This is a genomic window from Pseudomonas fluorescens, from assembly GCF_902497895.1.
GTDB classification, from domain to species: domain Bacteria; phylum Pseudomonadota; class Gammaproteobacteria; order Pseudomonadales; family Pseudomonadaceae; genus Aquipseudomonas; species Aquipseudomonas fluorescens_BP.
This window is the reverse complement of the sequence record NZ_CABVHQ010000034.1, coordinates 41,484-64,329: the sequence shown is the minus strand read 5'-3', so window position 1 is coordinate 64,329 and position 22,846 is coordinate 41,484. Positions and strand designations below refer to the sequence as shown.

Sequence of the window (22,846 nt, the reverse complement as noted above, 5' to 3'; positions counted from 1 at the left end):
GTACCGTCCCGCGCGGGTGCTGATGCAAGACTTCACCGGCGTGCCGGCCGTGGTCGACCTGGCCGCCATGCGCGCCGCCATGGCCAGGGCCGGCGGCGATCCGCAGCGGATCAACCCGCTGTCGCCGGTGGACCTGGTGATCGACCACTCGGTGATGGTCGACAAGTTCGCCAGTGCAAGCGCCTTCGAACAGAACGTCGATATCGAAATGCAGCGCAACGGCGAACGTTATGCGTTCCTGCGCTGGGGTCAAAACGCCTTCGCCAATTTCAGCGTAGTGCCACCGGGCACCGGCATCTGCCACCAGGTCAACCTCGAATACCTCGGGCGCACGGTCTGGACCAAGGATGAGGACGGCCGCACCTACGCGTTCCCCGACACCCTGGTCGGCACCGACTCCCACACCACCATGATCAACGGCCTCGGCGTGCTCGGCTGGGGCGTCGGTGGCATCGAAGCGGAAGCGGCGATGCTCGGCCAACCGGTGTCGATGCTGATTCCGGAAGTGATCGGCTTCAAGCTCACCGGCAAGCTCAAGGAAGGCATCACCGCCACCGACCTGGTGCTGACCGTGACCCAGATGCTGCGCAAGAAAGGCGTGGTCGGCAAATTCGTCGAGTTCTACGGCGACGGCCTTGCCGACCTGCCGCTGGCCGACCGCGCGACCATCGCCAATATGGCCCCGGAATACGGGGCCACCTGCGGCTTTTTCCCGGTGGACCAGATAACCCTGGAGTACCTGCGCCTGTCCGGGCGTCCAGCCGACACCGTGAAACTGGTGGAGGCCTACAGCAAGGCCCAGGGCCTGTGGCGCCTGCCCGGCAAAGAGCCGATCTTCACCGACAGCCTGGCGCTCGACATGGCCAGCGTCGAGGCCAGCCTGGCCGGGCCGAAACGCCCCCAGGACCGGGTCTCGTTGCCAAATGTCGCCCAGGCCTTCAGCGACTTCCTCGGCCTGCAATTCAAACCCACCAGTAAAGAAGAAGGCCGCCTGGAAAGCGAAGGCGGTGGCGGTGTCGCGGTGGGCAGCGCGGAAATGGTCGGCGAAGCGGATTACCACTTCCAGGGCCAGACCTACCGCTTGAAAAATGGCGCGGTGGTAATTGCCGCGATCACCTCCTGCACCAACACCTCCAACCCCAGCGTGATGATGGCGGCCGGGCTGGTGGCAAAAAAAGCCGTGGAGAAAGGCCTCAAGTGCAAACCCTGGGTCAAGACTTCCCTGGCCCCCGGCTCCAAAGTCGTCACCGAATACTACAAGGCCGCGGACCTGACCCAATACCTCGATCAGCTGGGGTTCGCCCTGGTCGGTTATGGCTGCACCACCTGCATCGGCAACTCCGGCCCCTTGGCGGAGCCGATCGAAAAAGCCATTCAACAGTCGGACTTGAGCGTCGCCTCGGTACTGTCCGGCAACCGTAACTTCGAAGGCCGGGTGCATCCGCTGGTGAAAACCAACTGGCTGGCTTCGCCGCCGCTGGTGGTGGCCTATGCCCTGGCCGGCACCGTGCGCACCGATATCAGCAGCGAGCCGCTGGGCACCGATCCCGACGGCAAGCCGGTCTACCTGCGGGACATCTGGCCCAGCAGCCAGGAAGTCGCCGACGCCGTGGCCCAGGTCAGCACCAAAATGTTCCACAAGGAATACGCCGAAGTCTTTGCCGGCGACGAACAGTGGCAAGCCATCGAAGTCCCGCAAGCCGCGACCTACGTCTGGCAGCCGGACTCCACCTATATCCAGCATCCGCCGTTCTTCGACGATATCACCGGCCCCTTGCCAGTGATCAGCGACATCCGGGGCGCAAGAATCCTCGCGCTGCTCGGCGATTCGGTGACCACCGACCACATCTCCCCGGCCGGCAACATCAAGGCCGACAGCCCGGCCGGCAGCTACCTGCGCCAACAAGGCGTGGAACCGCGGGACTTCAACTCCTACGGCTCACGCCGCGGCAACCACCAAGTGATGATGCGCGGCACCTTTGCCAACATTCGTATCCGCAACGAAATGCTCGGCGGCGAAGAAGGCGGCAACACCCTCTACATCCCCACCGGAGAAAAACTGCCGATCTACGACGCCGCCATGCGCTATCAAGCCAGCGGCACACCCCTGGTGGTCATCGCCGGCCAGGAATACGGCACCGGCTCAAGCCGCGACTGGGCAGCCAAGGGCACCAACCTGCTGGGTGTCAAAGCGGTGATCGCCGAAAGCTTCGAGCGGATCCACCGCTCCAACCTGGTGGGCATGGGCGTGTTGCCGCTGCAGTTCAAACTCGACCAGAACCGCAAGAGCCTGAAACTGACCGGCAAGGAAACCCTGGCCATCCAGGGCTTGACCGGCGTCGAACTACAGCCGCGCATGAACCTGAGCCTGATCATCACCCGCGAAAATGGCAGCAGCGAAAAAATCGAAGTGCTGTGCCGGATCGATACCTTGAATGAAGTGGAATACTTCAAGGCCGGGGGGATTTTGCATTATGTGTTGCGGCAGTTGATTGCTTCATAAGGTGTAACAAACAAAACACCGCCTTCCGGGGCGGTGTTTTTGTTTGGGCTGGAAGATAGATTCCGTCTCGATATAATTGCGCGCCACTGCAACAGCTATCTATGGAACGAAGTTGAGGGTAAGCGCGCACAATCTTGCACCGGGTGCTCGCAAAAAGATCGCAGCCTGCGGCAGCTCCTACGGGTTTTGCATACGCCTGATAATTTGTGGTGGGCGCACGGAGCCCGTGTAGGAGCTGCCGCAGGCTGCGATCCTGGCGATATCGCACGCGCCGAAGGTCTCTGGTTTATGTCGAAGAACTGTGCATTTCTCTAACCTGACCGGCACCGAGACAAGCCCCTCCCCCAAACAAGGATGACCCCATGCTCGCACTGCCCTGGCCGTACCTGACATTCCTCTCGGCCGGTTACGTCCTCGCACTCACCTACGGGCAACTGGATGTCCAGGCGAGCATCGCCATCACCCTGCTGCTGCTAGCCGGTTTTGCCGTCCTGCAACAAAAGCATCGTTATGGCCGCTATCTCGGTCACGCAGTGTTTGTGCTCCTTGCGCTGGCGCTGGCCTTGCATTGGCTGCCGGGCTTTTATAACGCTCGCGTCATTGGCCCCGAGCGCTTCACAGAGGACGCCGTGTGGTTCTCGATGCACCTCAATCTCGACAAACCGATGATAGGCTTCTGGCTGTTACTGGTCTGCCCATGGATCATCGGCCGGCGCTCACTGATTCATGCGCTATATGCCAGCGCCCTGGCCCTGACCGTGACCGCTTTGGCCGCCCTCGGTGGTGCGCTGCTGCTGGGAATCATCCAGTGGGCGCCAAAGTGGCCCGAGCAGACCCAGCTCTGGGTCCTGAACAACTTGCTGCTGGTAACCCTGGTCGAAGAAGCCTTGTTTCGTGGCTATATACAGGGCGGCTTGAGCCAGCGCTTCAAACAACTGCCCTACGGCGAACACCTCGCCCTGCTGCTCGCGTCGCTGCTGTTCGGCCTGGCTCATCTGGGTGCTGGCTGGCAATGGGTGCTCCTGGCAAGCATTGCCGGGGTCGGTTACGGTCTGGCGTACCGTTTTGGTGGGCTAGGCGCGGCGGTGGCCACGCATTTCGGTTTGAACCTGCTGCATTTCGGGTTGTTTACCTATCCGATGTTGGCTGGGTAATAAACTCGCAATAAACTCTTAATAAACTGCTGCTAATAACACAGCCTCACCCAATGCAAACGGCACTTTCGGAATCACGAGCGCCTGCATCCGGGAGCAACTCATCACCCTTCCTGGCAAAGAGCTGTCAATTCCAATGAACATCGGTCCAAACCTGTTTTTGCGAAGCCTCCGGGCAGGTCCGACAATTATTTTTCGTCAGACATCATTAGGGAACTAAGCGGCTTGACTCCTGTCAGTCCCAGCGATTAACCTCCCGCCCCACGTACGGAAGCGATCTGCCCTATATCGGCAGATAGTCCTCTGAAATTGAATTCAAGCAACGCGTTTATCGCGCCGTTGTGCTGTGCGGTAAATCATGCTGAAGCCTCGCTCCCCCCTTCAAATCAAGAAATCAGTCATTTTTGCTCTGGTGCTGCGCGAAGCGCGCGCGCGCATTGGGCTCAGGCGCATGGGCGCCGTATGGACCTTGCTTGAGCCCATCTGTCACCTGCTGATCTTGAGCGTATTATTCACCGTACTTCGCGGCCGAACCCTGGCTGGCATCGACTTTGAAGTCTTTGTACTGGTGGGCCTCGCGCCCTTCCTGCTGTTTCGTAATACTGCCCTGCGGCTGATGAACAGTCCCAAGGAAAACCGCTCTCTGTTTGCCTACAAACAGATCAAGCCCCTTGACACCTTTATCGCCCGAACGCTGGTGGAATTCAGTATCTCCGCCACGGTCTATGCAATTTTGGTGTTTGGCTTTGCTTGGTATGGCTTCGACATGTCGATCAAGGCACCTATCCAGTGGATGCTGACAATCCTCCTTGGGCTGTTGTTTTCTTTTGGCCTAGGTGTGCTGTTGGCGTTAATCGCCCACGCTGTTCCCGACAGCAAACTGTTTATACGGATGATGTTTTTCCCGCTGTATTTCATCTCCGGCGTGCTCATCCCAGCAGCCTATCTCCCGCCGGCCATGCTGCCACTGCTATTGCTCAATCCGTACCTACACCTGCTGGAACTTATCCGCTCGGAAATATTTCCCTACTACGTACCCGTTGATGGTGTCTCTGTCCACTACGTGATCGCCGCAACCTTAATCTTGCTCTTCGTCTCACTGGGTACCTACCGGGTGCGTCGACTGCATTTGATTTCCACCAAGAACGGCTAACCACAGGCTTCCCCGTGTTCGAGCTCAGAAGTGTCACCAAGTCGTACTTGACCCCCAAAGGGCGTCGCCACATTTTTCGTGACCTATCGTTGAAGATACCTGCTGGCAAAAATGTCGGCTTGATTGGACGCAATGGCGCGGGAAAATCCACCCTAATGCGCCTATTGGGGGGGGCCGATGTGCCGGACTCCGGGACAATCGCCACCGACCAGAGCATCTCCTGGCCCGTAGGTTTGTCGGGCGGTTTTCAGGGCAACATGACCGGCCGCGAGAACATCAAGTTTGTCAGCCGCGTCTATGGCGCGGTGGGCGAATCCATGCGTAAGAAGATCGACTACGTACAGAGCTTCGCCGAAATCGGCAGCTGGATCGACGAGCCGGTGAAAACCTACTCCTCGGGCATGCGATCACGCCTGGCCTTTGGGCTGAGCATGGCCTTCGACTTCGACTACTACCTGATCGATGAAGTGATGTCAGTAGGAGATGCGCATTTCAGACGCAAGTGCGCCGAGGTCTTCGAGGAAAAACTGCAGAAATCCAAAGTGGTGTTGGTTTCTCACAACATGGGCGAAATCCAGAAGCTCTGCGATGTCGTGCTGCTGGTGCGGGATGGCGGCGTACAGATCTATGACGATGTCGCCGAAGGCATCAAGACGTACAACATCTAATCGCCCGGACTGTGGCGTGACTGTCTTATTTCAAGGATGCGTATGCATATGAGTAGTACGGGTAAATACAAGGGTTGGCGCCTGACACTGGGACTGATCGTGGCGCCACTGGTACTGGCCATCGTCTACTACGGCTTGTTTGCCGTGGACCGCTTTGTCAGCTCCGCGCAAGTGGTGGTTCGCCAGGAAGGCAACAACCCCGGCGCCCAGTTGCCAGGGCTCGGCATATTACTAACTGGCAGCAACCCGGCCTCTAGGGAAGAAACCCTGTACCTGCGCGAATACATCGTCTCGATGGGCATGATGGAGCTGCTGGAAAAGCGCCTGCGCTGGGTCGACCAATACGCTCAGCAACGCAACGACCCGTTCTTCTGGTTGAGCCAGGACACGCCGCGCGAAGACTTGCTCGAGTACTACCAGCGCATGGTCACCGCACACTATGACGAGATCACCGGCCTACTCAAGGTCGAAGTTCAGGCCTACAGCCCGGAACTGGCAGAACAAATGGTCAGGACCATTCTCGAGGCCAGCGAACAGTTCGTTAACGAAGTGTCTCACAGCATCGCCCGTGAGCAGATGCGTTTCGCCCATGGCGAACTGGAAGGCGCGAAAAATAATTACGGACAACGCAAGGAGGAGCTGCTTCGCTTCCAGAACATAAACAAGGTACTGGACGGCAAGAGCTCGGCCCAAGGCCGCGCCAGCATTATCGACACGCTGGAGGGTGAATACTCCAAAGAGCAAGCGGCGCTTACCGAGATGCTCTACAAACTTCGCCCGGATGCCCCTCAGGTCAAGCAACAGAAACAACGGGTGAACGCGATCCGCGAGCAGCTGAGCGCGGAAAAACGCCTGCTGGTCTCGGCCCCCGACGGTGACCAACTCAATGTGGTGGCCTCACGCTTCCAGCAGTTGACCCTGGACGCCGGCATCGCCGAAGAAACATATAAGACCGCGGTCGCCGCCCTGGACAACGCCCGTATCGAAGCCAGCAAGAAGATCCGCACCTTGGTCACCGTAATCAGCCCGAACACCCCACAAATCGCCATCTACCCACAGCGCTGGTACGACCTGGCAACGATCTTCCTGGCTCTGCTTATGCTCTACGGCATCACTCGCTTCCTAATTGCATCGATCGAGGATCATCGTGATTAATTCCATTACTGGCCTGCTACTTCGGCCCCTGAACTCGAACGTGCGCAACAGTGCAATCGCAGGCTTGCTGCTGGTGACCCTGACCTTGTCCGGCTGCGGCGGCACCCTGTCCGGTGCAGGCCCCTACAAGGGCAGTATTGAAAGCAAGAACGATAGTTATGAACTGGTGGACATCAATGCCAACACCATCGCACCGTTCATGCGCCCGGCTACCAAACCCGCCGTCGTAACAATCACCAACCCACTGGCACCGACCGTGCGCCTAATGGGCGGTGACGTGATCAACGTATTGATCACCGACAACGCCCCCGAGGGGACTGGGCTATTCGCCCCGCTCTCCAGCGGTGGTACCCAACTCAAGGTGCGCATCGACTCCCAAGGTATTATCTCCTTGCCCTATGTCGGCCATCAATTTGTCGCAGGTATGACCCTGATCCAAGTCGAGGACATGATTCGCCAAAAGCTACACGGCTTGACCTCCGACGTGCAGGCGCATGTTGACTTGGTCGGCGACCTCTCCGGCTCCGTGCTGGTCGCGGGCGCAGTGAAAGTACCAGGGCGCTTCTCGACCCTGCAAGGTCCGCTGACCCTGCTCGATGCCATCAATCAGGCCGGCGGCCCGGTGCTGGAGCCCCACCTTGTCAACGTCACCGTGCGCAATGGTGATCAAGCCACCACACTCAACTACGAGGAAGTGCTGGCCGGTAATAACGCCGTTCTGAGACCCAATTCAGAAGTAATTCTGGAGCGCGCCCGTCAGCGTTTCGTGGCAATGGGTGCCGTGGGCGAGCCCGGCTTGCACGACCTACCGGCGCAAAACACCAGCTTGCTGGATGCCCTGGGCTCCGTTGGAGGCCTGAAAGAAAGCAACGCAAACCCTCAAGGGGTTTTCGTCTTCCGAATGGGTGAGGCCAAAAACAGCAAGCCTACGGTTATGCGAATAGATATGCGTGACCCAGCAGCCATTTTCTACGCACAGCAGGTTGCGCTGAAGCCTGATGACACTATTTATGTGACCAATGCCGCGATTTATGAATGGCAAAAAATTATTTCGCCAATCGTACAGACGCTGGTGCTTGGCAGGACTGTTGACGGTCTATAACTCGAACATGTGATTTATCTACCCATCAAAAACAGCAGTAGCGGGCAGAAACTAACTGTCGCATATAACTCTGCCCCTACCACAGTATAAGCTCGCCCTTAAAAGTGCTTGAGAGGATTTACCAATGGAAGCAATGCAAAACTTAATCATGTCCCCAGGCAATCTTTTTAGGGCCGTATTTAAGGCAACAAAAAAAAACATCACAGGCACTCCAACTTACGTTGTTGGCTTCAGCACGTGGAAGCAATATCTTCGCAAATACTTCCCCCAAAGAAACCTACATTTTCTTGCCAAAAACATAAGCAAACAAGAGTTTGAGAGTGTATGGCGCAAAAAAATACTTTCCCAGTCAAAATCGGAAATTTTTATATGGGGTTTAAAGGCACCTGATTTTATTTTGAATTTTGCAAAAGAAAATGATAAAAAAATCTTCTTTGTTGAAGATGGCTTTGTACGATCGGTCGGATTAGGCGCTCAAAAAACGCCTCCCATGTCGTTGACAATGGATTCAAAAACCCCCTATTTCGACGCACGAGAAGCATCTGACCTCGAATTATTATTAGGAAGTTATAATTTTTCTGCCGACACCGCACTGATGAAGCGTGCCGACTCAGCTATACAGCAGCTCCTAGCGAACGGGATCAGCAAATATAACAATTCTGAAAAAATCGACATCGAAAAATTCTATGGAACCAAAAAGCAAAAAAGAATCCTAGTTATAGGCCAAGTTGAAGATGATGCATCCATTCAACTAGGCTGCAATACAAAACTTTGTAACAATGATCTCGTTCGAATAGCAGCCAAAGAAAATCCAGGTGCCCAGATACTCTACAAGCCACATCCTGACATTCTTTCAGGAAACAGACCTCTACAATCCAATCCCGGAGACGTGAAAAGTATCTGTTCCATTATTGAAAGTGACATTCCACTTTCTCAATCGTTTCACTTAGTAGACCATGTATACACTATAACTTCATTAGCCGGATTCGAGGCGTTACTTCGCGGAATCAAGGTAACAACACTTGGCTGCCCTTTCTATTCTGGCTGGGGCCTAACTGATGACCGCCAAGCTAATCCAAGACGGACACGAACTCTAAAAGCTAATGAGCTTTTCGCCGGAGCGTATATTCTATATGCCAAATACTTCGACGTGGACAACGGCGGATCGTCCGCTCTTGAGTCTGTAATGGACAAGATATCCGAGGAGGCTACATCAGCTAGAAAAGTCGGCGATAACACATTAACCAGTGCCCTCTTAACGCTTTCTAACTCTAATGTACGCACACCTTTAGCCATTGCCTCCCCCACAAAAAAAAAACCTACGGTGCCTACTGTAAAACCGGCTGTAAAACCGGCTGTAAAACCTCCCACTAATGAAACGCTTCCAACCTGGTTTAACTCACGTCCTGGTATAGAATTAAAAACCGCCATCACAGATGGCAAACCAGTATTTCTTTACATCCCTTGGATCGCTGGGCATGGCGATACATTGGTAGAAAAACTCACAAATAAAGAATCTTACAATCTCGCCCCATTAGATTTTATTATTGGACTTGATACTCCGGGCGTACGCCAAGATGTATTAAAGTTTACCCGCTCAAACCCCGCACTATATCGCAAGATGCTAATTAATAGGATCGTACCATTACGACGTCATATCGCAGGAGTGATATTCACTTTTGATTGGTCTCCAGTAATGCGTTTGGTTGCTAGCATCTGCGAAGAGTTGCAAATCCCTAGAGTTCTCATACCTCACGAGTCCGTATTTGTAGACCGCGAAAAATACTACTGGGATATAACATCCAAAGCATCAACTCCAGTTGCGGACATAGTACTGGGGTGGGGCGGCATGCAGAAGGAAATCTTTACGGAGAGAGGTTATCCTGTTGAGCACTTCCGATCCGTAGGCGCTCCAAAATTCGACACCCACAAAAACTATCAAGCACAGCTCACCAGAGAACAATTCTGTCGATTGTTTGGCTTGCAGCCAAAAATGAAAATTATTTTATTTGCCTCACAACCACTAGATTCTCAATTAGATAAAAAAACGGCTCTAACTTCTCAACGCCTAGCAATTAACGATCTTTTAGACGCGGCCGCTCTAAACAACGCACAATTATTAGTTCGACTCCCCCCTAATAAGGAAGATATTTTAGGCGCATCGCTACGCAGCATCATCAATAACTCTTCTACTTCAAGTATCGATGACGGCAAGTGCTATTTAGTTTCACCGGAAGAAGCGATATATCACGCCGACATTATTACCTCCATCAATAGCACCATGCTATTTGAAGGACTATTAATGGGACGTCCGGCACTCTCCTTAAAATATGTTCACTTCGACCAAGTTTGGGAACACGCAGGAATTCCAGCCGCTAACAACGCCTCTGAATTGAACGCCCAACTCCCTTCAATGCTGTTAGGGGAGTGGTCTCCTTCAAGTGAAGGCATGGCATGGGCAGCCCAAATGTTTGGTGTAGGCGAATTTGATGGTAAGGCATCTGAGAGAATTCGCGCAGAACTAGCGACGATCGCCTCTAACAATAAAACAGTAGCACTACGCCCTTCTGCCCTAGAACGTCTTTTCAACAAACAACCGATTGATGTGATGGCAATTCCATCATCAGCAACAGCCATACGCGCAACCCAACGTTACATGCAAGCGATGCTACAAGCACGGACATGCGTACTTACGGTTGGACCCCAATTCAATAAACAAGAAGCTACATCAGTAGATATTTTCTTCCAATGGGGAATAACCGAAACGACCGGTAAAAAAAACCAAAGGGCCCTTGCGAAGGAGCTCGGACGTCCAATTGTATACATTGAAGACGGCTTTATTCGCTCACTTGATATTGGCCTATCCAAAGAGCCTGGGCTTTCTATTATTTTAGATGATACAACTGCATACTATGACGCAACGCGCATATCTAGACTTCAGCGGCTTTTAGAATCTGGGCCAGTCCTTTCAGAGGACCAACTTACACGATCCCGTAAAGCGATCGAAAAGATCGTTGAAAATCGAGTCTCAAAATATAACCACGCACCAGATGTAAAGCTTAATATTGGAGTTCCTGGTCGTAAAAAAATACTGGTCATCGACCAACGCTATGGTGACCAATCAGTTGCTTCCGGACTAGGAAGTGACATGGCTTTTGATCAAATGCTTCGAGATGTTTTTAGAAATCATGCCGATTGTGACATCATCATAAAACAGCATCCAGACGCAATCAAAGGCGGTAAATCTAGTTATTTCAGTAATGAAAAACTTGCTTTTTCCCATTACATGGATAATGTTCACCCCATTCTCTTTGACGTTAACCCTTTTTCACTATTCGACCTTGTTGACGAAGTTTACGCAATGACCTCAGGAATGGGATTTGAGGCCTTGATGGCAGGTAAAACGGTACATTGTTATGGAGTACCTTTTTATGCAGGATGGGGACAAACACAAGACCAACAATCGGTGTCAAGCCGCACGCGAGTGCGTTCCCTCGAGGAAATATTTCACTTTGCCTACATCGAAAGCAGCCGTTACTTTCACCCAGTGCGCAACGAGGTAGTTGAAGTCGAGGATGTCGTGGACTACATTGTTTCCCTTCGCGACTTCCGCAACTAACTTCCTTTACGTTCGGCGTCAATATTATTGGCGCCAAACAATATTTTATATCATATATAAATAAATAGTTTTTACTCATAAAAACCTTCTACACCCAGAAAACTCATGCTTAATTAACGATAAAAGAAAAACCAAGCCGTCGTTAAGCCCTTATCGAGGATAAAATAAAATGATAACGATTTCTGACAAAATAACTATTAGCAATACCTCCCCTTCGCTCTCTTTGGCGGTATCAATTATCTTGTAAAATCACACTGAAAAAAATTAGTTGAGTTTTACAAAAAGATTAGATTAGGCAAGGAAAGATTATCAATGGCTGTTTTTCCAGAACACGGCATTAAATACGCTGCCAAAAACATACAAGGCTCAATACTTATCGAAGCCCCTGTAAGCCTTGGAGCAATAGTCAAAGGAAATTGCGCAATTGGATATCTGTCTTATATTGGAAGAAACTCTGAAATATACAACACAGAAATAGGTAGATTTTGCTCCATAGCAACCGACTTCGTTTCCGGTCCTACCAATCACCCAACAGATAGACTCTCCAGCCATCTATTTGCATTCTCTAATAACGGCCCTTTTAAAGGCTGCCAAGAATATCTTGAGTGGATGAGAAAGCCACCACTTCCTTCCAACAATGAAAAAGTCATAATCGGCAACGATGTGTGGATTGGAAGAAACGTTACAATCAAAAGGGGAATTACTATAGGTGATGGCGCCATAATTGGGGCTGGCGCCGTAATAACAAAAGATGTTGAACCCTACACAATTGTAGGGGGAATACCTGGGAAAACAATCCGAAAAAGGTTTGATGACAATACTATTCAGCGCCTGATCAATATCAAGTGGCATAAATACGACCTAAGAAAATCATTAGTCCCAGACTTAGACATAACTAACATATCGAAAAGCATTGAAAAAATTGAAACACTGATCAGTACTAAAAATATTAAAACCTTGAGCTGCAAGACTTACAAGCTCAGCATCGAGGGTATAAAAGAAATATCCACCTAGAACCAATAACAAGACATTATTGATGATATACGCATCGAGAACAGCCTTAAATATGCAAGACACTTTATGATCCCAAAACCTCTTCGTTGAGAACACACAAAAAACCGAACTGAACAAGGACAATGATAATGAATATAGCAATATGTTTAAGTGGCCACCCACGTACATTTAAATTGGCTGCCGCGCAAATTAAAAAAACTTTCGGGGAAGCAGACTTTTATTTTTCGACTTGGAGCAGTTCCGAAGACCAAGAATTGCTTGAAACATTTCAGGAACACAAATTCAACTTAGTAGGCTATGAGTTTATTTCGGAGCCTGCTCAAATCGAAAATGAGAGAAAAATTGCAAATGATTTTCAAGACAGTTTTCCTGACTTCTTCATTCTTAATCAATGGTATGGGGTAAAGCGAGTAATACGGCTGATGCAGGATTATGAACTCATAGTGCAAAAAAAATATGATTTTGTTTTCCGCTGTAGATTCGATCTAAGTATCAATTTTTCTCTTGATCAGGCTATAGAAAAATCAATACCCAACGGTTTAAACTACGTCTCGGCACATACAGGAGGAAGTGATCAGTTTTTATACGGCCCACCGGAAGTCATGACGCATTTTTTAAATTTCGAAGCATGGCTTTTAGGATTTTCTGAGAAATTTGGCACACAGTACGGATTTTTTGCCAGCCCCCTAGTCAGGGCTTATTTTCTAGACAAGAATATACCAATCAACCGTGTAGATTTAAGTATGAAAGTTCTTAGAACTGCTACTGCTAAAGCAAAAGAAGATCGAGAAAATCGCACAAGAAGCTATATAAAAACGCATTTTCCTGAGCTGTCCAATACAACATGGAATGGTGAAAAAAATATTAAACACATATTAAAGCCAGGCCCTTGGGATAAAAATTACCATATGGGGAAAAAGCTTTTTCTCGAAAATGGTGAGCTAAAATAACCTTCCTCTTACTGAACTATTTATTTATGGGCGCTATAGAAATCTCATGAAGCGAATTATCATGGATCTCGATGAAACTATTTGTTCAACCATCAACGGAGACTACAATAACTCTGTATTGCGACCTGGCATTCTGGAAAAACTCTTAGAATACAAATCTCTTGGATTTGATATTGTAATATCTACAAGTCGCAATATGCGAACCTACGAAGGGAATGTAGGAAAAATTAACGCAAACACATTGCCAATTATCATCAAATGGCTAAAAAAGCATGAGATCCCTTACGACGAAATTTACATCGGGAAGCCATGGTGTGGAAATGAAGGCTTTTACGTAGATGACAAGGCAATTCGGCCGAATGAGTTCACGAATTTAAGCTACGAGGAAATAAAAATTATCGTTGGAATGAATAAATGATCATTATTAATTCTGGTGCTTACATTATCCCAGAGCTGCAGGCTGAGTATGGAAAAATCCCTCCGTGCATGTTGCCACTTGGTAATAGAAGACTGCTCCAGCATCAAGTCACTGCAATAAGAGAAAAATTTCAATTGGCGAGAATTGTTCTTTCTCTGCCTGAAAGTTATAAGCTGACTATTAATGATGGACTTTTGTTGAAGCAAACTGGAGCGAATGTCGTCCGGGTGCCAGATGTCTTCTCCTTGGCCGAGTCCGTTTTATACGTTCTAAATACTCAAGACGAGGACCCAGCAGATCCAGTTATTCGTTTAATGCACGGTGACACTCTAATTACTGATATACCTGATACTAATGACACCATTGGTATCAGCAAGACCACCGATGATTATGGCTGGGAACTTGAATCGAAAGACGACTCGGAAGAACTTGTTTGGTGTGGCTTGTTTACCTTCTCATCCGTACGATTGTTGATCCAATCCTTGACACTGGCGCGGGGCAACTTCATTGAAGCAATTCGCCGATACTCAGCTAAGTGTCCACTTTCATCTTCACATATAAAACAATGGCACGACTTGGGTCATGTCAATACATACTTCAAGTCTCGGTCTTCCATAACTACCCAGCGCTCATTCAATTCGCTACATATAGAAAATGGGATTGTGTACAAGACCGGACATCCTAATAAGAAAATCGAAGCAGAAGCCCAGTGGTTTCTGAATATTCCTCCGCGAATCAAAAAATATACGCCTCAACTCATCGACATGGGTAAGGATGACGCAGGGCTTTCATTCTATTGCCTTGAGTTTTTATCTCTCGCCCCCTTGAACGAAATTTTCGTTCACGGCCGAAATCCTCCTTTTTACTGGAGGAAAGTCTTCGATTTATTTGGTAATTTACTAGGCGAATTCAGTTTTTCCGATGTTGGCCAGGTTAAAAAACTGAGTAATCTGACCGCTGAAACAGAAACACTCTACAAGGAAAAAACTTACAGAAGATTGGCCGAGTTTGGCGAATGTAACTTTTACGATATACATAAACCCACGCACTACGCCGATCAAGACGTCCCATCGCTGATGGATCTGGCGACAATATGTATCGAGAGAACGCTCGCGCTGCCGGTCGTCCCATCAATACTTCATGGCGATCTTTGCTTTAGTAATATCCTCTATGACTCTCGTAGTGAGGCAATCAAAGTTATTGATCCGAGAGGTATTAGCGAATCAGGGGAGCTATCGATATTTGGCGATCAGAAGTATGATGTGGCAAAATTGGCTCACTCCGTCCTAGGTCTCTATGATTGGATCATAGCTGGCAGGTACGAACTTCATGTCAATGAAAATAATATGGTTTTGGACTTTCATTTGGATGAGCGGATTCTTGCGATCCAAAACACATTTGAAAAAAAATCGTTTATGCCTAATATTACCGTAAGAGAATTGATGCCTGCGGTCGTGTTACTTTTTATATCCATGCTACCACTTCACGCCGATCGTGCAGACAGGCAAAAAGCAATGGTGGCGAACGCATATAGAATTTATCTTAAATACTGTACGATGGAGCACCTATCTTGATTGTTATTCCAATGGTTGGTAAAAGCAGCCGTTTTTTTAATGCAGGCTTTAAACGTCCAAAATATGAATTACTTATAGGTAGCGAATCAGTATTTTCCCTTGCAGTAAAATCATTTGAAAAATATTTCAAATCAGAGCATTTTTTATTTTTAGTAAGAAATGACTACTCTGCCAAGACTTTCGTTGAATCAGAGCTCAATAAATTAGGCATTAATAACTATTCTATAAAAGTATTTGAAAAGGAAACTTTAGGGCAAGCAGACACTGTTTACCAAGGGTTAAAACACATACCAAACGAGACCAATATATATATATTCAATATCGACACATTCAGACCAGGATTTACAAAACCTGAATTTAGTCACTCGTGCGATGGATACCTTGAAGTATTCAAACACCACGGGGAACACTGGTCTTTTGTAGAGCCTGCTGAAGACTTAAAAGTAGCTCGTACCACAGAAAAGGAAAGAATTTCGGACCTATGCAGCGATGGGCTATACTACTTTAAATCTAAAGGTGACTTCGACTTTGCTTTTGAAGAAGCATTTAAAGCTAATGAAACAGCCAAGGGAGAATATTATATAGCACCTCTATACAACAATTTAATAAAAAATGGAAAAAACGTAAAATATGACTTAATCAATATAGAAAAAGTTATTTTTTGTGGAACTCCTGATGAATACTACCTAATTGAATCAGGTCTTAATAGCGATATCTGGAATACTTAAACTTTGTGAGGGCACGCCATCAAACCCCACAATCTCGTCATAAAACCATATCAAAAATCAGCAAAATTGGCACTGAGCTGCGCTCCTAACTTCTTTGGAGCCAGCCCCTCATGGCGCCTCAAAGTCAAAGTAAATTTTACATTCCCTTTTCCGTAGTACTTATCAGCAATAGAAAAGTTTTTCCACAAAGCCGTTCCTTCTCCGGCGGGGCTTATGACGCGATTACATAATATCGATTATAATCAACCCCCTATGCCATTTCGATCAAAAATAACAAATCAATCCATTATCCAATAATTTTACACTACTTGGAAATTCGTTATTTGGCTCTGTGCCACACCCTTCTAAAAAAATTTTATTTTAATCACTCCAACAGGCGTGATATTTATCATTATCCAAAAAGCTTGTTTGAACCGCCAAACTGCGCACACTTTCCCTCAACCCAAAACACCGCCCCGCACAAACAACGGTAAGCGCTTCATAATCCCCACATTCAAAGTCACCGCCTGATCCCCGATGCCGGCGTTTTTCAAGGTAGTTGTCGCGTCAACCGTCTCGCTATGCGACTTTTATTTCGACCGTCAGCTCTCTTTCAGGATTCAGATAAACCGTACCGATCGGTTCCTAGTTGCTAATAAGGCCAGTGGTACAAAAATTGGTACGGGCTTCACCCCTCTAAGCGTCCTGCCGATCCCTTCGGCGTAAGCATCGTAGGAGAACCCATGACCCGCTCACACCTCACAGCAGAAAACGCTGCTCTAATCATCGGATCAGCATTCGCTCCACTGCGCTGCGTAGCTGAACCCTGGGACTACGGCGAACGTGTACGATTTCGGGTGTTCTCCAGTCATGCTTTTCTTTAGGCGAAAAAAACCCCGGAGACCAGGGTTTTAATTTTAAGTGCGTAGCTATTTCGCGAGATCGCCCAGATAAACGAAGCGATCGTTGGCCGGCTGAGTATGCATCGGTTAGAGATCAGTCATAACCTGTTACAACTGAGGCGGCCCGCTCCCGAGCTCGACAATTTAACTGCCATTAATGAATGATGGGGCGCTGTGACATTCGCCAGAGCAAAAGGGGCGTCAGCGTGTCGAGCCTGCCACACTCGACAGAACAAGCTTCTCTGGTGCGTATCGCACGACCTCTCCAGAGCCTATGCGCTTCTCAAGCTCATCGCAAAAACCGAGAGGGCTTTGAACGTCAATCCCTGAGAAGTCGGTAAATTTGTAGTTCCACCACTCACTAGAAAGCAGCCTATTTACAGTCTTGTCATCGAAGCGTCGCTTGATAATCTTCGCCGGATTCCCTCCAACTACCGAATAAGGAGGAACATCCTTCACCACTAGCGATGAAGCAGCAATAACAGACCCCGTTCCAATCGTAATACCAGGCTTCAAGGTCACGTTTCCGCCGATCCACACATCATGACCAATCACTATGCGACTTTCAAAGACTGGTCGCTTAGCAGGCTTGAAAAGACCGCCCTCTGCATCATTTAGCTCTTTGAAGAGCGGGAATTTTCCGTCGTATGTGAACGACGAGGTTGAGACCCACTCCATCGGGTGGCGGCCCCCCAGAAGCTTTAATCCAGCCGCGATTGAGCAATATCGACCGACGCGAGCATTACCGTGCAGCTTGGACCATGAGTACGAGAAACTCCCCATTTCAAATAGATTATTCCCACCGAGAAATCCGCAATGGGGCTCGATGCTGCATCCTTCAACATATGTAAGCACGTCAGAATCTGAAAACCTACTGCTGCCTTTATTGGTGAAATGCACCGATGCAGCCTTCAGCCTATCCTTCAAAACCCCGTAAGCAACCCGCATCCTTGTACCCCACCTTTATCAATTCAAAACTGCACGCAGATTGTATCGGCCACAATACAAAATTCTAAATAGGGATGGTATTTGGTCCGCTAGGTGCCCGATCTTTGCCTCAAGCGTCTTGGGGCTGTATCCCTTAAAACGGCGGACATGATCAGGCGTATCGAGCCGTCGACGGCCTGGTACCGAAAGTCCGTGGTCAAGACCCACTCACCCTGGGCATAGGCGCGTAGGATCAGTGGGTGGAGGAATTTTTCAGCGCTTATGGCACATCCTTGAAAAAGATGTGACGGCCCAACTTCAGTGTCTGCTTGGCCCTCGCCGTCCAGGCTGGGGCCTTCGGCATCGTGGTCGCGTAGTAATGGGTTGCACCACCGGTTGGGTCAGGCTGCTTGCCATCTATTACGCCCAAGGCCGCCTGCTGGGCCTGTGCGTACTGAGCGGCAGAAATGGGCTTCGCACCAGACAGGAATGGGAAGTTCGGATCGTTCTTGTTCCAGCAGCTGAACTGCCACGCCTTCTGGCATACACCGGCATAGCCCTCGCCCCACCAATCAGGCTTGCCATCGTTGTGCAAATCCATTTCCACCCGGTTGCGGATAGTCCAAGCGACGGCGATCTGGCCCGCCAACCCTTCCCCGCGGGCCTCCCCCCACAGCGTGCGCGCAAGGATGTCCCGGTCCTTCTCAGTTGCAGTCATACTTTTCTCCAGGCGAAAGAAAGCCCGCGCGAGGGCGGGCTTGGGCGGACTTATTGGTATGCGCGTAGAAATTGCAATCGGATGATCATTGCGCAGCCTCAAGCGCTGATAGGCGCTGCTCGAACCCCTTGGCAATAAAGGCCAGCAAGCCCTCCATCCTGAAGCTGAATATTTCGCCGGCCGGGGTAACCAAGGTGCTGACGCCTTCTACATCCTCATACTCGTCCTCCCATTTGTCGTAGCATATGAACGAGTAATTAAAGGGGTCCAGGTCGTTCCGTTCCATAATTTCTACGGCGCGCTGCACGGTCATGCCGCAATGCTCGCGAGCGGCGTCGACGCCTTTTAGGCTTACAGCATCCAGGAACTTGTACAGGCCAAACTCCGCGCCGAGTTCTTTTGAGGCGGCTAATTCAGAGGATGATAGTTTTCGAACTGCCGTTTTGTGATTTGCGTCGGAAGTGTTGATGGCTCCGGTTTGCGCGAATACGGTGCCCCAGCGTCGGATGGTACTGCCCAGATCTGCGGCCTGATAAGTCTCAAGGCTTGTTCCCTGAAAACGAAGTCGGGCGGTAGCAATTGCGCCTGTACCGTACCTGTTTAAGTACAGGTTCATTTGAGAGGTATCGCAATTTATTGACACCTCATTGGTCGCGGTAACTATGTGATCCGAGACCGTAGAAACCAGCCCAGCCAAACGGAGGTATCGTGCGGTTGCAGTAGCACCAAACGACGCGCTAAGCCCGCCGACCACAGTGAAGTCGCTTTGCCCCGAAGTGATAACAGACCCGCATCTGTCAGTGCCGTAGAAGCCTCCGCTTGCGGTTGTTTGACCAGCAGCCTGCGTAAGCGTCTGCCCTTTGGTTATGGCTCCGGTTATTATTTCAGAAATCACATAGGCGCGGCCTGCCGACGCATCAAAACCAACACCTCGGACCACCAGGCTACCCGTAGCAGTGGTCATCACAGCCCCTATCCGAAGCTTTTGCTGCAAGACATCTATGCGCACATTGTCCGTCAAGTACACCCATCTCAACGTCGGCACGGTGCCGGAAGCACCGGTCCACTCCGCCCCCCCATTTGCAAGTTTTGTGATGGCGCCGAGCGCGTCAACTGTCTTCCTCAGAAGCGAGGTTACGCAACGGTCTGGGCGGGTCTCTCCGTAAAATGCGTCAAACTGCTCAAACCTGCCCCTGTCCAGGAAAACCGCATACGCGCTCTGGCTCCCAATGCGGCTGTTCGTGTGGTACCGATTCTGGAAGTCGTTATGCACGTCTCGATAGTATCCGCCCGAGTCCTCTGGGAAGTTGGGGCTGATTCCTAAAGGCTCGTTATCTACTCGGTTGTTTATTTCGCTTAGGTTTGAAACGCCGCCCGGCGACCACATGTTTGCGGACGTGTCAGTTCGATTGGTGCCCTTTACCTTGAGGCCCCAGTTCCCGCCATGCAGCCAGCAAGTATCCAGGGTGACCTCGTTTGAACCTTGGTCAGACGGAATTGCTCGACCGTAAGTGAGGGCGTGCAGATTTTGCAAGGCGGTATTGGTGTTTGACCACGTTGCGTCGATATAGCAACCAGAGATTTTGAAGCGCCCCATCGTTTCGCAGCGATAAAGTGCAGTGCGTTTTACGGAAGGGTTGAAGAATCCGATGTCAAAAGAGTCGCTGCCGTCTGCAAGTTCGCCCCCTTCGAGAGTGATAAAGCTGACGGTATCCCAGCTCCCGGTGAAAACGAAGGCCACCGATACGGGCTCATCTACGAGCGTTCCGGCAGAAGTCGCTGCCAGACCTATGTCAGTCCAAATTCGTTTAACCCCAGTTCCATAGGTCTTTATCCGACTGCCTTTTATAGAGGAACTGATCCCAATGTTGTCCCCTGTTGACACACCGGTCACGGTTGACGCCGGAGACATGTAGAGCGTGTCAGTAATTAGGTACGTGCCGGCGGGGATATGGAGGTTCCCGCCTACCGTTGCGTCTAGACCCGCTTGAATAGCTGCCCAGTCAATGGAGTCGGTTGCAAGCTTTACGTGCGGGTAGTCGACTTGTACCGCCGCAAGGTTTGCGTAGCCTCGATATGCCGAAAAGCCCTTGGTGTACCAATCGGAAACCGGGTGATATACGCCGTCACCAATTGCGCCGAAGTCCTTAACGGACACGGTATCGCCGAGTTTGGCTGACACCAGTCGAGGCACCCCCGATGGCAGAGGCGACCGACAACCCAGCATCTCTGCGCCGGTATCCGAGGCAAGCTCCTGCCGCAACGAGCTGTCCCCGTTAGAAATCCATTTCGCCTCGTCTGCTGCGAAGGTCGTGGTTACGAACGGGATTGCATTGTCCTTCGGGCGGTACAGTTCGCCGAGGTAGCGAACTTGCTGCGTGGTGCGAGTGATGCTAATCCCCGGCGCGTAGTCTACCGGCGTCTCGTACCCGCTTGAACTAAGGAACTGCTTGAACTCGACAACTCGCTCGGCCTGATCGGTGTCAAATTCAGACTCTCGTCGAACTTGGTCGGCGTCGAACTCAGACTCACGCCGCGCCTGGTCTGCATTGAACTCGCTCTCCATCCCCTTCCACGACTTACGTGGCACCCCTTTACGATCAGGGTAAGACGGATTGAGCCCTAGAGACAGATAGTCCAGATTCCGAGCGTTATCGGACAAGTCTTTCGGGGATGTTGAGCCAATCGGATTGCCGGTGTTGTAGGCCATGGTTATCTTGCTCGCAGAGTACGCCAGCGGCACCGCGAAAGACGCGGTGCCGAGGGCGCTGAGTTTTAACAATTGCCGGCGATTAACCATGACGACCAAACCTAGAAACGGGAACGGCCGGCAGTATACCGGTGGGGATGTGTTCGTGAAGGCCAGGGCTGGCCATCACTGGACGTTATTCGTCGAGGTGGCGAGGCCACTCCTGGTTCATGGCCCTGTCGAAGATGCTCGACATGAGGATGTACTCAGGTGCAATCAGCACCCACTCGGCGTCTATGAGGGGACGCTTGAGCAGCCAGAGCGGTGATTTGAGTGGGCACTCAAATGGCAGCGTTCCAGAAATCAGAACGTGCTCAAACCAGCCCTCGAACAATTGCGCCTCGGAAGCACTGAGCAACCAAGTGACAGAGGTTCTGGTCGGCACGTTCTGATAGGCGCGGCGCCGGATTTTCCTTCCGGTCACCAGTGTCGAACTGGTCATCGGGCTGACAGGATCAAAGCCATATCCCTCCCTCAGCGGGAAAGGACGAAGTCATGCCTGAAACAAAAGAGCGGCCGATCCTGTTCTCGGCGCCGATGGTGCGCGCCATCTTGGATGGCCGGAAGACGGTCACACGCCGGGCGATCAAGCCTCGACCAGAGGCCTGCGATCACACGTTGTGGTCAGACCGCCCGGATACCGCCTGAGGCATGGACCCGGACGACGAGGGGTGGTGGTGCGGTATTTGTGGAAACGGCATACGGCTAAGCAGGCGCACGGCCACAGGAATTAAATGCCCGTATGGCAAGCCTGGCGACCGGCTGTGGGTGCGCGAGACCTTCGCACTGCTGGGCAACGAAGATGGCGTCTGCGTCGACTGGAACGACAACCTGCAGAAAGGCGATGAGAAGTCAGCTGCCAAAATCTACAGGGCGAGCTGCAACCAAGGCGACTATGGCTTGTGGGAGGTTCCCGACGCAGCAGATTGGAAGCCGAAAACCGATGGCCTTTTGTATGAGGGCGCCTGGTGCCCCAGCATCCACATGCCGCAATGGGCCAGCCGCATCCTACTGGAAATCACGGACGTTCGGATCGAGCGGTTGCGAGACATCACGACAGAACAAGCTGAAGCCGAGGGCTGCTTCTTCACCGACTACGGCCGCAAGTGCTTTCACAGCGGACTTGGATGGCGCAACGTGGGCGATTGCGAATACCCGGACGCGCATCACCGGCAGCGTGAAGGCTGGATGTGGGGCAAGACAACGAGTCACGAGCAGTGCCTAGGCTCGGCACGCCACGCCTTCGGCAACCTCTGGGAGAAGACCGGCGGCGACTGGGACGCCAACCCCTGGCTCTGGGTCGTCGAGTTTAAGCAGGTGACATGATCCTAGCTTCGACTGCAGTCAGCTCTATCTTCGCCATCGTGGCGAGATGCTCGATACTTTCTTTAACGTCGCTGCAATCGCGATCTATACGATAGAAGTCATCGTTTATCTGAATGGATCTAGCGAGGAAATCATGGAGACGTAAAAGCTGCCGCCGCATTTCAAACACGAGAGTCACCTTGTTCGTGAGTAAGCGCTCCATGAACC

Annotated in this window: 18 protein-coding genes; 14 read left to right on the top strand and 4 right to left on the bottom strand. The window is 50.8% G+C overall.

Annotated features, from left to right (window positions below):
* From acnA to F8N21_RS17905, 12 genes are all read left to right on the top strand, one after another.
* A partial coding sequence (gene acnA / locus F8N21_RS17960) for an aconitate hydratase AcnA (RefSeq protein ID WP_150643390.1) occupies positions 1-2,503 on the top strand: 2,503 nt, incomplete at its 5' end.
* Positions 2,504-2,865: 362 nt separating this feature from the next.
* Complete coding sequence (locus F8N21_RS17955) at positions 2,866-3,657, top strand: CPBP family intramembrane glutamic endopeptidase (protein WP_150643389.1); 792 nt, start codon at positions 2,866-2,868, stop codon at positions 3,655-3,657.
* Between the two features lie 358 nt (positions 3,658-4,015).
* Entirely contained in the window at positions 4,016-4,810 is a 795-nt protein-coding gene (locus F8N21_RS17950; protein ID WP_150643388.1) for an ABC transporter permease, read from the top strand.
* 14 nt (positions 4,811-4,824) lie between these two features.
* Positions 4,825-5,478, top strand: coding sequence for an ABC transporter ATP-binding protein (locus F8N21_RS17945; protein ID WP_150643387.1), 654 nt, complete (start codon positions 4,825-4,827; stop codon positions 5,476-5,478).
* Between the two features lie 48 nt (positions 5,479-5,526).
* Positions 5,527-6,633 carry an ABC transporter permease gene (locus F8N21_RS17940; protein ID WP_150643393.1) on the top strand — a complete coding sequence of 369 codons (1,107 nt, stop codon included), beginning with the start codon at positions 5,527-5,529 and terminating at the stop codon, positions 6,631-6,633.
* 40 nt (positions 6,634-6,673) lie between these two features.
* A complete protein-coding gene (locus F8N21_RS17935) occupies positions 6,674-7,735 on the top strand; it encodes a polysaccharide biosynthesis/export family protein (protein ID WP_150643392.1) in 1,062 nt (353 codons plus the stop codon).
* 124 nt (positions 7,736-7,859) lie between these two features.
* The gene (locus F8N21_RS17930) at positions 7,860-11,354 is read left to right on the top strand and encodes a hypothetical protein (protein WP_150643386.1); all 3,495 of its coding nucleotides are present in this window, start codon (positions 7,860-7,862) and stop codon (positions 11,352-11,354) included.
* A 312-nt stretch (positions 11,355-11,666) separates the two neighbouring features.
* Positions 11,667-12,368, top strand: a complete 702-nt coding sequence (locus F8N21_RS17925) for a CatB-related O-acetyltransferase (protein WP_150643385.1) — start codon at positions 11,667-11,669, stop codon at positions 12,366-12,368.
* A 128-nt stretch (positions 12,369-12,496) separates the two neighbouring features.
* Positions 12,497-13,318: a hypothetical protein gene (locus F8N21_RS17920; protein WP_150643384.1), complete on the top strand. Its 822-nt coding sequence runs from the start codon at positions 12,497-12,499 to the stop codon at positions 13,316-13,318.
* Positions 13,319-13,364: 46 nt separating this feature from the next.
* On the top strand, positions 13,365-13,736 hold the full coding sequence (locus F8N21_RS17915; RefSeq protein WP_150643383.1) for an HAD-IIIC family phosphatase: 372 nt from the start codon (positions 13,365-13,367) through the stop codon (positions 13,734-13,736).
* Positions 13,733-15,310 (top strand): hypothetical protein, encoded by a 1,578-nt coding sequence (locus F8N21_RS17910; protein ID WP_150643382.1) that lies wholly within the window; start codon positions 13,733-13,735, stop codon positions 15,308-15,310. The genes F8N21_RS17915 and F8N21_RS17910 overlap by 4 nt, the downstream gene beginning before the upstream one ends.
* Positions 15,307-16,038, top strand: a complete 732-nt coding sequence (locus tag F8N21_RS17905) for a glycosyltransferase family 2 protein (protein ID WP_150643381.1) — start codon at positions 15,307-15,309, stop codon at positions 16,036-16,038. The genes F8N21_RS17910 and F8N21_RS17905 overlap by 4 nt, the downstream gene beginning before the upstream one ends.
* Before the next feature lie 1,082 nt (positions 16,039-17,120).
* Here F8N21_RS17905 and F8N21_RS31370 read toward each other — a convergent pair.
* The 4 genes from F8N21_RS31370 to F8N21_RS17885 all read right to left on the bottom strand — a co-directional run bounded on the left by F8N21_RS31370 (position 17,121) and on the right by F8N21_RS17885 (position 21,755).
* Complete coding sequence (locus F8N21_RS31370; RefSeq protein WP_150643380.1) at positions 17,121-17,867, bottom strand: CatB-related O-acetyltransferase; 747 nt, start codon at positions 17,865-17,867, stop codon at positions 17,121-17,123.
* 259 nt (positions 17,868-18,126) lie between these two features.
* Positions 18,127-18,564 carry a cell wall hydrolase gene (locus F8N21_RS17895; protein WP_150643379.1) on the bottom strand — a complete coding sequence of 146 codons (438 nt, stop codon included), beginning with the start codon at positions 18,562-18,564 and terminating at the stop codon, positions 18,127-18,129.
* 85 nt (positions 18,565-18,649) lie between these two features.
* Positions 18,650-21,364 (bottom strand): tail fiber domain-containing protein, encoded by a 2,715-nt coding sequence (locus tag F8N21_RS17890; protein WP_150643378.1) that lies wholly within the window; start codon positions 21,362-21,364, stop codon positions 18,650-18,652.
* Between the two features lie 85 nt (positions 21,365-21,449).
* A complete protein-coding gene (locus tag F8N21_RS17885) occupies positions 21,450-21,755 on the bottom strand; it encodes a hypothetical protein (RefSeq protein ID WP_224788248.1) in 306 nt (101 codons plus the stop codon).
* A gap of 53 nt (positions 21,756-21,808) precedes the next feature.
* On the opposite strand from F8N21_RS17885, the gene F8N21_RS30985 reads away from it, so the two are divergent.
* Positions 21,809-21,961 carry a hypothetical protein gene (locus F8N21_RS30985; protein ID WP_224788247.1) on the top strand — a complete coding sequence of 51 codons (153 nt, stop codon included), beginning with the start codon at positions 21,809-21,811 and terminating at the stop codon, positions 21,959-21,961.
* 3 nt (positions 21,962-21,964) lie between these two features.
* Positions 21,965-22,639, top strand: coding sequence for a morphogenetic protein (locus tag F8N21_RS17880; RefSeq protein ID WP_224788246.1), 675 nt, complete (start codon positions 21,965-21,967; stop codon positions 22,637-22,639).
* Positions 22,640-22,846: the final 207 nt, after the last annotated feature.